9 protein-coding genes and 1 pseudogene are annotated in these 15458 nt (G+C 72.1%); 6 read left to right on the forward strand and 4 right to left on the reverse strand.

All coding sequences use genetic code 11. The annotated features are described in order from the left end of the window. The first annotated feature begins 67 nt into the window (after positions 1–67). A complete protein-coding gene (locus ACQP09_RS02580) occupies positions 68–1165 on the forward strand; it encodes an NAD(P)-binding domain-containing protein (RefSeq protein ID WP_433395637.1) in 1098 nt (365 codons plus the stop codon). Between the two features lie 27 nt (positions 1166–1192). Here ACQP09_RS02580 and mltG read toward each other — a convergent pair whose 3' ends face one another. From mltG to ACQP09_RS02595, 3 genes and pseudogenes are all read right to left on the reverse strand, one after another. After that, complete coding sequence (gene mltG, locus ACQP09_RS02585) at positions 1193–2050, reverse strand: endolytic transglycosylase MltG (RefSeq protein WP_433395639.1); 858 nt, start codon at positions 2048–2050, stop codon at positions 1193–1195. 399 nt (positions 2051–2449) lie between these two features. Beyond that, positions 2450–2905 (reverse strand): annotated as a pseudogene (locus ACQP09_RS02590) (hypothetical protein); the annotation flags it as partial. 50 nt (positions 2906–2955) lie between these two features. Then, positions 2956–4773: an ABC transporter ATP-binding protein gene (locus tag ACQP09_RS02595; protein WP_433395641.1), complete on the reverse strand. Its 1818-nt coding sequence runs from the start codon at positions 4771–4773 to the stop codon at positions 2956–2958. 106 nt (positions 4774–4879) lie between these two features. Here ACQP09_RS02595 and ACQP09_RS02600 point away from each other — a divergent pair, with 106 nt between their 5' ends. The 5 genes from ACQP09_RS02600 to ACQP09_RS02620 all read left to right on the forward strand — a co-directional run bounded on the left by ACQP09_RS02600 (position 4880) and on the right by ACQP09_RS02620 (position 13873). Then, positions 4880–5389, forward strand: coding sequence for a MarR family winged helix-turn-helix transcriptional regulator (locus tag ACQP09_RS02600; RefSeq protein WP_433395643.1), 510 nt, complete (start codon positions 4880–4882; stop codon positions 5387–5389). A gap of 12 nt (positions 5390–5401) precedes the next feature. Next, on the forward strand, positions 5402–8350 hold the full coding sequence (locus tag ACQP09_RS02605; protein ID WP_433395645.1) for an FAD-binding and (Fe-S)-binding domain-containing protein: 2949 nt from the start codon (positions 5402–5404) through the stop codon (positions 8348–8350). 243 nt (positions 8351–8593) lie between these two features. Continuing rightward, on the forward strand, positions 8594–10102 hold the full coding sequence (locus ACQP09_RS02610; RefSeq protein ID WP_433395646.1) for a Gfo/Idh/MocA family oxidoreductase: 1509 nt from the start codon (positions 8594–8596) through the stop codon (positions 10100–10102). Positions 10103–10268: 166 nt separating this feature from the next. After that, entirely contained in the window at positions 10269–12095 is a 1827-nt protein-coding gene (locus ACQP09_RS02615) for an ABC transporter transmembrane domain-containing protein (protein ID WP_433395648.1), read from the forward strand. Continuing rightward, complete coding sequence (locus ACQP09_RS02620) at positions 12092–13873, forward strand: ABC transporter ATP-binding protein (RefSeq protein ID WP_433395650.1); 1782 nt, start codon at positions 12092–12094, stop codon at positions 13871–13873. The genes ACQP09_RS02615 and ACQP09_RS02620 overlap by 4 nt, the downstream gene beginning before the upstream one ends. Positions 13874–13897: 24 nt before the next feature. On the opposite strand, the gene ACQP09_RS02625 is transcribed toward ACQP09_RS02620, so the two are convergent. Then, positions 13898–15436 (reverse strand): fused MFS/spermidine synthase, encoded by a 1539-nt coding sequence (locus ACQP09_RS02625; protein WP_433395652.1) that lies wholly within the window; start codon positions 15434–15436, stop codon positions 13898–13900. Positions 15437–15458: the final 22 nt, after the last annotated feature.

A 15458-nucleotide genomic window follows, 5' to 3' on the forward strand; every position in this document is an offset into this window, starting at 1 on the left:
ACCCGGTGGGGCGCCCGGGAAGATCCCGGGCGCCCCACGAGTTAGTAGAAACGTGAACATTACTGGGGTGCGCGAGCTGGACGTGGTCGTGATCGGCGCCGGGCAGGCGGGACTCTCCGCAGCCCACCACCTGCGCCGCGCCGGGCTCGCACCCGACCGCGACTTCGTCGTCCTGGACCATGCGCCCCGGCCGGGCGGGGCGTGGCAGTTCCGCTGGCCCTCGCTGACGTACGGCAAGGTGCACGGGATGCACGCGCTGCCGGGCATGGAGCTGACCGGCGCCGACCCCGACCGGCCCTCATCCGAGGTGATCGGCGCGTACTTCACGGCGTACGAGGACCGCTTCGACCTGCGGGTCCACCGGCCCGTCGAGGTGAGTGCCGTACGTGAGGGAAGCGGCGGGCGGCTGCTCGTGGAGACGTCCGAGGGGACGTACGCCGCGCGGGCGCTGATCAACGCGACCGGCACCTGGGACCGGCCGTTCTGGCCGCGCTACCCGGGACAGGAGACCTTCCGGGGGCGCCAGCTGCACACGGCGGACTACCCGGGGCCCGAGGAGTTCGCGGGGCGGCGCGTCGTCGTGGTCGGCGGCGGTGCCTCCGGTACGCAGCACCTGATGGAGATCGCCCCGTACGCCGCCGAGACCTTCTGGGTGACACGCCGCGAGCCGGTCTTCCGCGACGAGCCGTTCACCGAGGAGTGGGGCCGGGCGGCCGTGGCGATGGTGGAGGAGCGGGTACGGGCCGGGCTGCCGCCGCAGAGCGTGGTGAGCGTGACCGGGCTGCCGGTCACCGACGCGGTACGGCGCGCCCGGGAGCAGGGGGTGCTGGACCGGCTGCCGATGTTCGACCGGATCACCCCGACCGGCGTGGCCTGGGACGACGGCCGGAGCGTCGAGGCGGACGTGATCCTCTGGGCGACCGGCTTCCGACCCGCCGTCGATCATCTGGCACCGCTGAAGCTGCGCGAGCCGGGCGGCGGCATCCGGGCGGAGGACACGCGTGCCGTACGCGACGGACGCGTCCACCTCGTCGGGTACGGGCCGTCCGCCAGCACCATCGGCGCCAACCGGGCGGGGCGCACCGCTGTGCGGTCGGTGCTGCGGCTGCTGGAGAGGACGGGCGGCCGGTCGAGCGTGGAGGCGAAGGCCGGGGTGGCCGGCTGAGGGCCCAGGGCCCTCAGCCGGCCACCCTCAGCCCGCGGCCTCGCGGCGGTTGCGGTTGAACTCCTCGACGTTTTTCTGCTGTTCGTCGTAGCTGTCGGTGAACCGGGTGTCCCCGGGCGCGACCGTGACGAAGTAGAGCCAGGGGCCGGGCGTGGGGCTGATGGCGGCGCTCAGCGCCTCCTCCCCCGGGTTGCCGATGGGCGTCGGCGGCAGGCCCTTGCGTACGTAACTGTTGTACGGGCTGTCCAGCTGGGTGTCGGCGTTCGTCGTGTCCAGGGTGGAGCGCTTGAGGGCGTAGTTGATGGTGGAGTCCATCTGCAGCGGCATGTCCTTGAGCAGCCGGTTGTAGACGACCCGGGCGACCTTGCCCATGTCGGAGGCGGTGTCGGCCTCGGCCTGGACGATGCTGGCGATGGTGGCCGTCTCGTAGACGGTGACGTTGTTGCGCTGCGCTCCGGCGGTGATGTGGTCGCCGCCGAACCGCTTGCGGGCGGTGTCCGCCATGTAGCGCAGCAGGCCGGCCGGCTTGGTCGCGGAGTCGATCGGATACGTGGCCGGGAAGAGGTACCCCTCGGGGTTGCCCTCGGCCTGGTCGGGCAGGTCCAGATCCACCGTCTCCACGGTCTTCTCCGTGGACCCGGGCTTGAGGCCGAGTTCCCGGTCGACGGCGCTGTACACCTGCGAGGCGCGCCAGCCCTCCGGGATCACCAGCGTGCTCTGCGGCCGCTTCTCCTTTTCCTTCTCCTCGTCCGAGCCGAGCAGGGAGAGCGGGATCAGCACGGCGGCCGACGCCACGAGCAGCGCGGCGACGGCCAGGACGATCTTTCCGCGGCGGGTCGGGCGGAGTCTGCGACGGGGACGGGCGTCCGGGGACTCGTTCACCATGCGGGCACGTTAACCCGGTCCACTCCCCCGGGCCGGTAGCCCGGCTGCGGCGTCGGCTCCGGCGACACGAACGCCGTACCGCACGACCAGAACACACGAACAAGGGATCGGGTGTTCGCTGGAACGCGTGATCGTATCGGGATTCGTTGCTGATCCCTTCCGGCGGGCGTGATGATTGCAGGGCGCAGTCAACGGGCTGCAGACCGCTACCGCGCACGTCCCACACATGCACCACGCACAAGGAGAACCACCAGATGAACTTCCTGACCAACCTGCTGGCCGGCATCGTCCACTTCGTGGGTTGGCTCGTCTGACCATCACTCCGCCCGGCGCCGTCGCTCCCCGTCCCACGGAAGCGGCGGCGCCGTCGCGTGTACGGAGCCGGGTCGGCGAGCGCTTTCAGCCTCGTGCCGCCGCCGGTCCGGCGAAGGGCGGCAGCGCGGTGAAGGCGGGGTCGACCGTCACCGCCTCCGCGAGGACGCCGAGGGTGTGGCGGACCCGGGTGAGCGGGTGGTCCGGGAACTCGGGGTCCCACCGGTCGTGGTCCGCCGCATGGAACGGCAGCCCGCCCTGGACCTCGGGGGCGTACGGATGGGGCCGGAAGTACTGGTCGGGGCCGAGCTTGGCCATCACCACGGCCTCCCGCATGCCGGTCATGCCGCGCTCGGCCGCCTGGATCTTCACCACGGTGCTGCACATGGCGCGGGGCACGGTGAAGCTGCCGATGAACGCCTGGCCGCTGGGCTGCCCCGGGAGCGGCAGTTTGAGTATCTGGCGCAGGGCGGGCAGTTCGCCGAGCCGCTTCACCGATGCCTCGATGAGCCCGCCGCCTGCCTGAGCGGTGAAGTGGTGCCGTACGGATGGTGGGCCGGTGGCACCCGGGGGCGGCTGCCCACCGTGCGTCGTCAGGGGGCCGGGACCGGGGCCGGGTAGGAGTCGCGGCGGATCAGGGCTGCGTAGCGGCCGTCCCGGTCGAGCAGCTCCTCGTGCGTACCGCGCTCGGCTATGCGGCCGCCGTCCAGGACGACGATCTGGTCCGCGTCACGGACGGTGGAGAGGCGGTGCGCGATGGTGAGGGTGGTGCGGCCCTCGGAGAGTGCGTCGATCGCTTCCTGCACGGCGTGTTCCGTACGGGTGTCGAGTGCGCTGGTCGCCTCGTCGAGGATCAGCACCGGCGGGTCTCGGAGAATCGTGCGGGCGATGGCCAGGCGCTGCTTCTCGCCGCCCGAGAAGCGGTAGCCGCGCTCGCCGACCAGCGTGTCGTACCCGTCGGGCAGGGAGGCGATGTGGTCGTGGATCTGCGCGGCGCGGGCCGCGGCCTCGATCTCCTCGTCGGTGGCATCCGGTTTAGCGAAGCGCAGGTTGTCGGCGACGGACGCGTGGAAGAGGTAGGTCTCCTGGGAGACCACGCCGACCGCCCGGGCCAGCGTGTCGAAGTCCAGGTCACGGAGGTCGACCCCGTCGAGCGTGACCCGGCCGCCGGTGACGTCGTAGAGGCGGGGCACGAGATAGCTGAGCGTGGACTTGCCGGAGCCGGTGGGGCCGACGACGGCGAGGCTGCTGCCCGCGGGGACGGTGACGTCGATGGCGCTGAGCGTGGGGCCGCTGGTGGTGTCGTAGCTGAAGTCGACGTTCTCGAAGGCGATCTCGCCGCGGATCTTCGCCGGACGGACGGGCTTGTCCGGCTCGGTAATGTCCACCGTGAGGTCCAGGTACTCGAAGATCCGCTGGAAGAGGGCGAGTGAGGTCTGCATCTGGACGCCGGTGGAGAGCAGGCTGACCGCCGGACGGAACAGGCCCTGCTGGAGGGTGACGAAGGCGACGAGCGTGCCGATGGAGACGGCGGTGCCCCCGGGCTGGATGGTGAGGCCGGCCACCCAGTAGATGACGGCGGGCATGGCGGCCATCACGATGGAGATGATGGACATCCGCCAGCGGCCGGCCATGCTGGAGCGCACTTCCAGGTCGACCAGGCGCTCGGACTCTTCGGCGAACCCCTTGGTGAGCGAGTCGGAGCGGCCCATCGTGCGGCCGAGGAGGATGCCGCTGACCGAGAGGGACTCGGTCACCGTGGCGGCCATGGCGGCCATCTGCTTCTGGCGCTGGGTGGTGATCCGCTTCCGCTCCCGGCCGACGCGGCGGCTGATCGCGACGAACACCGGCAGCAGGAGCAGCGAGACCACGGTGAGGCGCCAGTCGAGCGCGAGCATCGCGACGACGGTGGCGATGACGGCGGTGAGGTTGGAGACCAGCGAGGTCGCGGTGGAGGTGACCGTCGCCTGCATACCGCCGATGTCGTTGGCGATGCGGGACTGGACCTCGCCCGTGCGGGTCCGGGTGAAGAAGGCCAGCGGCATCCGCTGGAGCTGGGTGTACACGGCGGTACGCAGGTCATGCATGACGCGCTGGCCGACGGTCGTCGAGATCAGGGTCTGCAGGACGCCGAAGACGCTGTTCATCACGGCGGTCAGGATCATGCCGAGGGCCAGCAGCGTCAGCAGGCCCGTGCGGCCCTGCGGGATCGCGGTGTCCAGGATCTCGCGCAGCAGGAACGGAGAGGCGACCGACACCAGGGAGGAGGCGCCGACCAGCAGGCCGACCACGGCGAGGCGGCCGCGGTAGGGATGGAAGAGGCGGAGGATGCGGCGCACCTCGCCGGGCGGCCGGTCGGAGGCGGCGGGGGCATCGGGTGGGGGCGTCCACGTGAGTTCGTCGGGTTTCATGGGCTCCTTCGTGGGGCGTGCGGAACGGTCGGAGGCGTCCGACGTTCAGAGCTTAGCTCATTGTTACCTATACTCACAATGAACGGGGTCCTGATATTGTTCCCGTATGGACGCCTCAGATTCCCCCGACGCCGATGCCGTGGATGCGGCGGCCACCGCCGAGCGGTCCCACGATCGTGACCGCGACTCCGACGGCCTGCTCGCCGAGCAGCTGCTGCGGCTGACGCGCCGGCTGCACCGCATCCAGAGCCGCCAGCTGGAGCCGATCGGCATCACCCCGGCCCAGTTCCGGCTGCTGCGGACGGTCGCGAGCTACGACGCGGCGCCCCGGATGGCCGATCTCGCCCAGCGCCTGGACGTCGTCCCGCGCGCCGTGACGACGCTGGTCGACGCGTTGGAGGCGAGCGGGCGGGTCCGCCGCGCGCCGGATCCGGACAGCCGCCGGGTGGTGCGCATCGAGATCACCGACGAGGGACGCGCCACGCTGCGCTCCCTGCGCAACGCGCGCCGGGCGGCCGCGGAGGAGATCCTGGCTCCACTGACCGCCGGCCAGCGCGAGGTGCTGGGTGAGCTGCTCTCCGCTCTGGTCGACGGAATGCCGGAGCGCCACTGCTGAGGGGACGCCGATATGCCGCTGCTGGAGCCCGACCGGGAAGCCCTCCGCCCCGGTACGGCACGCGAGCCCGCCATCGACCGGGTCACCGACCGGAGCGCCGGCGGCACACCCGAGCCCCTGCGCTCCGAGCTGATCGCCCTGCTCGGCGCGGACAAGGTGCTCTGGAAGATCTCCGACCTCGTGCGGTACGCCTCCGACGCCAGCCCCTACCGCTTCCTCCCCCGGGTGGTGCTGGTCCCCGAGGACCTCGACGACGTCTCCGCGATCCTGTCGTACGCCCACGGCAAGGGCCGCGAGGTGGTCTTCCGGGCCGCCGGTACCAGCCTCAACGGCCAGGCGCAGGGCGAGGACATCCTCGTCGACGTACGGCGTCACTGGACCGGTGTCGAGGTGCTGGACGACGGGGCGCGGGCCCGTATCCGACCCGGCACCACCGTCCTGCGGGCCAACACCACGCTCGCCCGGTACGGCAGGCTGCTCGGCCCCGATCCGGCGAGCGCCATCGCCTGCACGGTCGGCGGGGTCGTCGCCAACAACGCGTCGGGCATGACGGCCGGCACCACCCGCAACTCCTACCGCACGCTCGCCTCCCTCACCTTCGTCCTGCCGAGCGGCACCGTCGTCGACACCGCCGACCCCGCCGCCGACGAGGAGCTGGCCCGCGCGGAGCCGGAGCTGTGCGCCGGGCTGCTGGAGCTCAAGGCGGAGATCGAAGCGGACGCGGAGCTGTCGGCCCGCATCCGTACCAAATACGCGATCAAGAACACCAACGGCTACCGCTTGGACGCCTTCCTCGACGGCGCGACGCCCGTACAGATCCTGCGCGGGCTCATGGTCGGCTCCGAGGGCACGTTCGGCTTCATCGCCGAGACCGTCTTCGACACCCTGCCGCTGGACCGCCGGGTCACCAGCGCGCTGCTCTTCTTCCCGTCCCTCACCGCCGCCGCGGCCGCCGTGCCCCGCTTCAACGAGGCCGGGGCCATCGCGGTGGAGCTGATGGACGGCAACACCCTGCGCGCCTCGGTCAGCGTGAAAGGCGTCCCGGCGGACTGGGCGGCGCTGCCTCGGGAGACAGCCGCGCTGCTGGTCGAGTTCCGCGCTCCGGACGAGGCGGGCCAGGAGGCGTACGAGGTGGCGGCGGCCGAGGTGATGCGCGGGCTGGACCTGGTGGTTCCGGCCACCTCCGTCACCAACGCGTTCACCCGGGACGCCGGGACGATCGCCGGGTACTGGAAGGCGCGGAAGGCGTTCGTGACTGCGGTCGGCGGCTCCCGCCCGTCCGGTACGACGCTGATCACCGAGGACTTCGCGGTGCCGCCGGACCGGCTGGCCGACGCCTGCGAGGCGCTGCTGGAGCTCCAGTCGCGCCACGGCTTCGACGCGGCCGTCGCCGGGCACGCGGCCCACGGCAACCTGCACTTCCTGCTCGCCTTCGACGCGGCGCGGGCCGCCGACGTGGAGCGGTACGACGCGTTCATGCAGGAGTTCTGCGCCCTGGTCGTGGACCGGTTCGACGGATCGCTCAAGGCGGAGCACGCCACCGGCCGCAACATCGCACCGTTCCTGGAGAAGGAGTGGGGCGCGCGGGCGACGGAGCTGATGTGGCGGACGAAGCAGGTCATCGACCCCCACGGCGTGCTCGCGCCGCGCATCGTCCTCGACCGGGATCCGCGCGCCCATCTGCGCGGGCTGAAGACCATTCCGAAGGTGGAGGCGGTGGCCGACCCGTGCATCGAGTGCGGTTTCTGCGAACCCACCTGTCCCAGCGAGGATCTGACGACCACGCCGCGCCAGCGGATCGTGCTGCGCCGCGAGATGATGCGCCAGGCCGACGGCTCCCCGGTGGAGACCGGACTGCTCGACGCCTACGGGTACGACGCGGTGGACACCTGCGCCGGTGACTCCACCTGCAAGCTCGCCTGCCCGGTCGGCATCGACACCGGCGCGATGATGAAGGGCTTCCGGCACCGCAGGCACACCGCGCGCGAGGAGCGGATCGCCGCGCTCACCGCGAAGAACTTCCGCGTGGTGGAGGCCTCGGCGCGGCTCGCGGTGGCGGCGGGCGACGCCATCGGTGAGCGCGGCGGCGACCGGCTGCTGGAGTCGGTGACCCGGCTCGCGCGCAAGGCCGTACGCCCTGATCTCGTACCGGAGTGGCTGCCTCAGCTGCCCGGTGCCGCCGCTCGGCAGCTGCCCCGCACCGCGCGGGTCGGCGCGAGCGCGGTCTACTACCCGGCCTGTGTGAACCGCATCTTCGCGGGACCGGAGACGGGCCCGGTCGACCCCTCTCTGGCCGATGCCGTCGTGGCCCTCTCCGAGCGGGCCGGAAAGCCGGTCCGGATCCCCGACCACGTGGCCGGGACGTGCTGCGCGACGATCTGGCACTCCAAGGGGTACGACGCGGGCAACCGGATCATGGCCAACCGCATCGTCGAGGCGGCCTGGGGCTGGACGGCGGGCGGGGCCCTGCCGCTCGTCGTCGACGCGTCCTCCTGCACGCTGGGCATCGCCGAGGAGGTCGTGCCCTACCTCACCGAGGAGAACCGGGCGCTGCACCAGGAGCTGACCGTCGTGGACTCGCTGGTGTGGGCGGCCGACGAGCTGCTGCCGGAGCTGACGGTGTTCGAGCGGGTGGGCTCAGCCGTCGTCCATCCGACCTGCTCGATGGAACACCTGGGTGACGTCGAGCAGTTGCGTGCCCTGGCCCGAGCATGCGCCGAGGAGGTCGTCGTCCCCGACGACGCCGGATGCTGCGCGTTCGCGGGTGACCGGGGCATGCTGCACAAGGAGTTGACCGATTCCGCCATGGCGAAGGAGGCGGCCGAGGTCACCTCGCGTCCGTACGACGCCTACCTCTCGGCCAACCGCATGTGCGAGATCGGCATGGAGCGGGCCACCGGACACCCCTACCGCTCGGCTCTGATCGAGCTGGAGCGCGCCACCCGGCCGCCGAGTCGCTGAACGGACCGCCCGGCCCGGCCGAGCGCAGGTCAGACACCCCAACTGGTTGAACCAGTTGGGGCGTTGGTGTGCCCGGAAGAAAAGTCCATGGTTTGAGGACGAGAGTCCAATTGGCTCCCTTGCGCACCATCAACCTCACCGTTCAGGGTCCTTACCGAGGCCCGTCCCGAGGTCGCTCAGGCCCCTTCGGGACCGGCCCCGCTCGCGCACGTCCAGAACCCCCACACCCCACCTGGAGGCTCGATGAACGACGACGCCCGGCCCGCACAGACCCCGCAGGACCTCCCCCCGCAGAACACCGGCAACCCGCAGGACACCAGCAGCCCGCAGAACACCGGCCACCACACCGACCAGCAGGATCCCAGCCGCCGTTCGGTGCTGTGGACCACCGCGGGCGTGGCCGGCGCCGGACTCGGCCTGAGCGCCCTCACGGGAGGCACCGCCTCGGCCGCCGGAGCCACGATTCCGGAAGCCGTGGCGGCCGCCACGGCCGCCCCCGCCCGCCAGGGCCGCACCATGACCGACGTCCCCTTCGAGCGGCGCTCGACCGTACGGGTCGGCATCGTGGGCCTCGGCAACCGCGGCGACAGCATGATCGACCTCTTCCTCGCCGTCCCCGGCGTCCGGGTCGTGGCGGTCTGCGACCCGGTGCGGGAGAAGACGGTGAAGGCCGCAGCCAAGGTGACCGCCGCCGGACAGCCCGCGCCCGCCGTCTACGCCAAGGGCGAGGACGACTACGTCAACCTCTGCCGGCGCGGGGACATCGACTTCGTCTATGTGGCCACGCCTTGGGAGACGCACTTCCCGATGGCCAAGGCGGCGATGCTGAACGGCAAGCACGTCGGCGTGGAGTGCCCGATCGCGATGCGGCTGGACGAGCTCTGGCAGCTCGTCGACCTCTCCGAGCGCACCCGGCGCCACTGCATGCAACTGGAGAACTGCTGTTACGGCAAGAACGAGATGCGGGTGCTCCGGATGGCGCACGCGGGCCTCTTCGGGGACCTGCTGCACGGCGCGGGGGCGTACAACCACGATCTGCGTGAGCTGATGTTCGACCCGGACTACTACGAGGGCCCGTGGCGGCGGCTCTGGCACACCCGGCTGCGCGGCGACCTCTACCCGAACCACGGGTTCGGGCCGGTCGCCAACTACATGGACGTCAACCGGGGCGACCGGGCCGTCTCCATCACCAGCGTCGGCACCCCGGCCCTCGGCCTCGCCGCGTACCGGAAGGAGCACATGCCGGCGGGCGATCCGAGCTGGAAGGAGTCGTACATCGGCGCCGACCGGACGATCAGCCTCGTCCAGACCGCCCAGGGCCGGGTGATCCGGCTGGAGCACGATGTGTCGTCGCCGCATCCGTACTCGCGTATCAACAGCCTCGGCGGTACGCGTGGCGTCTTCGAGGACTACCCGGAGCGGATCTACCTGGAGCCCACGAACACGAACCACCAGTGGGACGACTTCAAGAAGTACGCCGAGTGGGACCACTGGCTGTGGAAGGAGCACGCCAATCCGCCGGGCGGCCACGGCGGGATGGACTACATCATGATCTTCCGGCTGATGCAGTGCATGCGGCTCGGACTGGTCCCGGACTTCGACGTGTACGACGCGGCCGTCTGGACGGCCCCGGTGCCGCTCAGCCACCTCTCCATCAAGGCCAAGGGCGCGCCGCTGCCGATACCGGACTTCACCCGGGGCGCGTGGAAGAAGGCCAGGTCCGGGATGGACTCGGAGAAGCCGGCGGCCTGACGGCGGCGGGGTCCCGGGCGGTCGGCACGGGGCCCCGCGCGGCCTCCCAGCAGCGGAGAAAAACCGGTTGCCCCGAAGGGGTACGGGAAGCGAACCTTGCACGGTTTGGTCACCCCGTTCTCCGAGGTCCGCACGGACCTCGCGCATACCGAGCCCCTGGGACGTCATGCAGATTCGCGATCTTCCGTATTCGGATCCCGGCGACCCCGATGTACGGTCGGGCCCTCGCTTCCTGTACTGGCTCGGGCGCCATCAGCTCGGCGGACAGCTCAAGGCGCTCGGCTGGGGACTGCTCCACCAGCTGAGCATCGCCGGTCTCCCGGTCACCGTCGGTGTCGCCGTCCAGGCCGTCATCGAACGCTCCGGCGCACGCCTGGCGCTGGCCGGCGGTCTGATCCTGGCTCTCGGCGTCTTCATCGCGCTCGGCGACACCATGCTCCACCGGACCGCCGTCACCAACTGGATCACCGCCGCCGCCCGGTTGCAGCAGCTCCTGGCGCGCAAGACCGCCGAGCTGGGGTCCGCCCTGACCCGGCGGGTCGCGGCCGGTGAAGTGGTGGCCGTGTCGACCGGCGACGTGGAGAAGATCGGCTGGTTCGTCGAGGCGCTCTCGCGCTTCCTGGCCGCCGCCATCGCGCTCGTCGTGGTCTGCGTGGGGCTGGTCGTCTACCTTCCGACCCTCGGCGTCCTGGTGGCCGTCGCCATGCCGGTGCTGGCCCTCGCCGTCCTGCCGCTCCTCCCCCGCGCCACCCGGCGCGCCGACGAGCAGCGCGAGAAGGCGGGCAAGGCGACCGAGCTGGCCTCGGACACCGTGGCCGGACTGCGGGTGCTGCGCGGCATCGGCGGCGAGGAGCTGTTCCTCGGCCGCTACCGCCGCGCCTCACAGGAGGTCCGCAAGGCGGCCGTGCGCAGCGCGCGGATGTGGGCGCTGATCTCGGCGGTGCAGGTGCTGCTGCCGGGCGTCCTGCTGATCTCGCTGGTCTGGTACGGGGCGACGCTGGCGCGGGAGGGCCGGATCGACGTGGGCCAGCTGGTCACGGTCTACAGCGCGGCCACCCTGATGCTGTTCCCGCTCCGCCATTTCGAGGAGATCGCGATGGCCTATTCCTTCTCGCGGCCGTCCGCACAGCGCGCCGTACGGGTGCTGTCGCTCCGCCGCAGCGACCGGACGGCCACCGAGGCGGGCGTTCCGTCGGGCGATCTGTACGACCCGGCCACCGGACTGATGGCCCACCAGGGCCAGTTCACCGCGGTCGTCTGCGGCGATCCGGACGAGGCGGGACGGCTGGCCGAACGCCTCGGCGGCCATGCGCAGACCGGGGACCAGGACGCCGAGGAGCAGCAGGAGACCCCCTCCGTCCTGCTCGGCGCCGTCGCGCTGGACGAACTCCCGCTGGACACCGCCCGTACCGCCGTCCTGGTCCAGGACAAGGACCCGGTGCTGCTTTCCGGAACGCTCGAGGAGCTGCTGGACGTCCCGTCCTCGGGCCTGGTCACCGCCGAGGAGGCGCTGGAGGCCGCGCAGTGCGGCGATGTGCTCGCCGCGCTGGCCCAGGCCTCGCCGGACGACGACGGTGACCCGATGCGGACCCGGATCACCGAGCGCGGCAGGTCGCTCTCCGGCGGTCAGCGCCAGCGCCTCGCGCTGGCCCGGTCGCTGATCACCGACCCGGAGGCGCTGGTCCTGGACGAGCCGACCTCCGCCGTCGACTCGCACACCGAAGCGCGCGTCGCCGCCGGGGTCGCGGGGCTGCGCCGGGGCCGTACGACGGTCGCGTTCGCCTCGTCGCCGCTGCTGCTCGACGTGGCCGACCGGGTCGTCCTCGTCCACGAGGGCAGCGTGGTCGCCGCGGGCACGCACCGCGAGCTGCTGCGGACCGAACCGCGCTACCGGGCCGTCGTCACCCGCGAGACCGACGAGGAAGCGGCGGCGGGCACCATCACGGTCCCCGCCATGGACCACAGCACCCAGGAAATCGAGGAGAGGGCATGATCGGCGTCGCACCACCGGCGTACGACCCGGCCGCCCCGGAGTCGGCCACCACCCTGCCCGTGGGCACCCCCACGACCGTACGGACGTACGTACGGGGTCTCCTGCGGCGCCACCGCAAGGCCTTCGCGCTCCTGATCGGCGCCAACGCGGTGGCGGTCATCGCGTCGATCGCCGGGCCGTATCTGCTCGGCGGGCTGGTCGAGGACCTCTCGAACGGGGTCACCGACCTCCATCTGGAGCGCACGGCGGCCATCTTCGCCGTCGCGCTGGTGATCCAGACGGTGTTCACCCGGTCCATGCGGCTGCGCGGGGCCATGCTCGGCGAGGAGATGCTCGCCGATCTGCGTGAGGACTTCCTCGTACGGTCGGTGGGGCTGCCGCCGGGCGTCCTGGAGCGGGCCGGGACCGGCGATCTGCTCTCCCGGATCACCACGGACATCGACCGGCTGGCCAACGCGATGCGCGAGGCCGTGCCGCAGCTGGCGATCGGCATCGTCTGGGCGGGGCTGCTGCTCGGCGCGCTCACCGTGACCGCTCCGCCGCTGGCGCTCGCCGTGCTCATCGCGCTGCCGCTGCTGATCACCGGCTGCCGCTGGTACTTCCGGCGCGCGCCCTCGGCGTACCGCGCGGAGGCCGCCGGTTACGCGGCCGTCGCCGCGATGCTCGCGGAGACCGTGGACGCCGGGCGGACCGTGGAGGCACACCGCCTCGGCGCCCGCCGGGTGGCGCTGTCGGACCGGCGGATCACCGAGTGGGCGGCGTGGGAGCGGTACACGCTCTTCCTGCGCTCGGTACTCTTCCCGGTGATCAACGCGACGTACGTGACGATCCTCGGCGCGGTCCTGCTGATCGGCGGCTGGTTCGTGCTGGAGGGCTGGCTGACGGTCGGCCAGCTGACCACGGGCGCGCTGCTGGCCCAGATGATGGTCGACCCGATCGGCCTCATCCTGCGCTGGTACGACGAACTCCAGGTCGCGCAGGTGTCGTTGGCGCGACTGGTCGGCGTACGGGAGATCGAGCCGGACGCCGGTGAGACGGAGGTCGGGCCGGACGGCCGGGACGTCCGGGCGGACGAGGTGCGGTTCGGGTACCGGGAGGGCGTCGACGTGCTGCACCGGGTGTCGCTGGACGTGGCTCCGGGGACGCGGCTGGCGCTGGTCGGGCCTTCGGGCGCGGGCAAGTCGACGCTGGGGCGGCTGCTGGCCGGGATCTACGCTCCGCGCACCGGCGAAGTGACGCTCGGCGGGGCCGAGTTGTCGCGGATGACGGCGGAGCGGGTGCGGGAGCATGTGGCGCTGGTCAACCAGGAGCACCATGTCTTCGTCGGTTCACTGCGGGACAATCTGCTGCTGGCACGGGACGGCGCGAAGGACGCGGAGCTGTGGGTCTCGCTGGCGGCGGTGGACGCGGACGGCTGGGCGAAGGGGCTGGAGAACGGGCTGGACACGGAGGTGGGTTCGGGCGGGTTCGCGCTGACTCCGGCGCAGGCGCAGCAGATCGCGCTGGCCCGGCTGGTGCTGGCCGACCCGCACACGCTGGTCCTGGACGAGGCGACCTCGCTGCTCGACCCGCGGGCCGCCCGCCACCTGGAGCGTTCACTGGCCCGGGTGCTGGAGGGCCGTACGGTGGTGGCCATCGCGCACCGGCTGCACACGGCCCATGACGCGGACGTGATCGCGGTGGTGGAGGACGGCCGGATCAGCGAACTCGGCAGCCATGACGAGCTGGTGGCGGCGGACGGGGCGTACGCGGCGCTGTGGCGGTCCTGGCACGGGTGAGGGGGCCCTCCCCTCATCAGGGTTTCACCGGGCCATGCGGACGGGGTGGGGCTGGAGGAGCTGGTCCACGGGGGCGTGGTCGTCGGTGAGCACCGGGGCGTCGCCGGTCCAGGCGGTGACGGTGTCGCCGGTGGTGATCCGCCAGCCCGTCTCGCGGGCGTCCAGGGCCTTCTGGATCGCGGGCGCGTCGAAGGGCCGGTCGGAGGCGAGCACCACCATGTTGCCGCCCATGGGGACGGCGGCCGGGTCCAGGCCGATGTCCACCGGGGTGCCGAGGACGGCGACATGCGCGAACACCTCGGCCAGCGTGGCGACTTCGGCGCGGGCGAACTCCAGCCGGCCGTGGTCGATGAGGTTGGCCGCGTACAGCCCGTCGTCCTTGAGCGCCCGGCGTACGTCCCGCAGCGCTTCCGTCGTGGTGAGGTGCCACGGCACGCTGACGCCTCCGAAGGCGTCGCCGACGACGAGGTCGCGGCTGTCGGCCTCGATCCGCTTCAGGCCGAGCCGGGCGTCCTCCACGCGGACGTCGATGCCGCTGGAGGCGCCCAGGTTGAGCTGCTCGCGGTCGATGCGGACGACGCCGCCGTCGATCTCGGAGACGAGGCTGCGGGTTCCGGGGCGGGTGGCGGCGAGGTGGCGGGGGAAGGTGAGGCCGCCGCCTCCGATGTGGTGGGCGGCGAGCGGTTCACCCGTGGGGAAGGTGGCATCGACGACGGCCGCGAAGGCGCGTACGTAACCGAACCGGAGGTACGTCGGGTCCTCGACGTCGACGTAGGAGTGGCGCAGCCCGTCCAGGACCAGCGTGCGGCCGGTGGCCCGCTCGGGGTCGGCGACGATCCGGGCGCAGTGGTAGCGGGTCTCCGCGTCGCAGCCGCCGGGGGCGAACGCGGTCGCGAGGGAGCCCGCGACGACGGTGGCCAGCGCCACGGCCGAGGCCCGGCGCCAGCGGCGCGCCCGCCATCCGGCCAGCGCGGCACCGATGACCAGCAGGGTGCCGAGGCCGATCAGGATGGAGCTGACGGGCAGCCGGGAGATCAGGACGAAGCCGGTGAGGACCGTGCCGACGATGGCGCCGAAGGTGCCGACGCCGGAGAGGCGGCCGACCACCGTCCCGGTCTCGGCGAGGCTGGTGAGCCGCAGCTTGGTCACGAGCGGGGTCACCGCGGAGAGCAGCGCACCGGGCACGAGGAGGGTCGCCGCGGCGACGAGCAGGAGCGCTGGAGCCGCCCACTCCGCGGTGGTGCGGAGCAGGAGCGGCGTGAGCGCGACGACCACGCCGGAGACGCCGAGCGCGGGGCCGATGAGCCGGTGCGGGTCGACCTGGTCGGCGACGCGTCCGCCGAGCCAGGAGCCCAGCGCGATGGCGGTGAGCGCGATGCCGATGACGAGGGTGCTGGTTTCGAGGGTGAGGCCGAGGTAGGGGGCCAGCAGCCGGAGGGCGACGATCTCGACCACCAGGACCGCGGCCGAGGATCCGAACACGAGGACCGCCGCCGCGCGTTGGCTCAGGCCCTCGTGGTGGGGCGGTTCGTCGGCCGGGGGCGGGGAGGTCGGTGTGGTCACGGCAGCATCCTCGCACGCGGGC

Origin of the sequence: Streptomyces sp. CA-146814 (assembly GCF_050942385.1) — a bacterium.
In the GTDB taxonomy this organism is placed as follows: domain Bacteria; phylum Actinomycetota; class Actinomycetes; order Streptomycetales; family Streptomycetaceae; genus Streptomyces.

Excerpts from the sequence above, each read along its gene's own strand:
- mltG (WP_433395639.1), bottom strand. The coding sequence starts at position 2,050 with ATGGTGAACGAGTCCCCGGACGCCCGTCCCCGTCGCAGACTCCGCCCG.
- ACQP09_RS02595 (WP_433395641.1), bottom strand. The coding sequence starts at position 4,773 with ATGAAACCCGACGAACTCACGTGGACGCCCCCACCCGATGCCCCCGCC.
- ACQP09_RS02600 (WP_433395643.1), top strand. The coding sequence starts at position 4,880 with ATGGACGCCTCAGATTCCCCCGACGCCGATGCCGTGGATGCGGCGGCC.
- ACQP09_RS02605 (WP_433395645.1), top strand. The coding sequence starts at position 5,402 with ATGCCGCTGCTGGAGCCCGACCGGGAAGCCCTCCGCCCCGGTACGGCA.
- ACQP09_RS02610 (WP_433395646.1), top strand. The coding sequence starts at position 8,594 with ATGAACGACGACGCCCGGCCCGCACAGACCCCGCAGGACCTCCCCCCG.
- ACQP09_RS02615 (WP_433395648.1), top strand. The coding sequence starts at position 10,269 with ATGCAGATTCGCGATCTTCCGTATTCGGATCCCGGCGACCCCGATGTA.
- ACQP09_RS02620 (WP_433395650.1), top strand. The coding sequence starts at position 12,092 with ATGATCGGCGTCGCACCACCGGCGTACGACCCGGCCGCCCCGGAGTCG.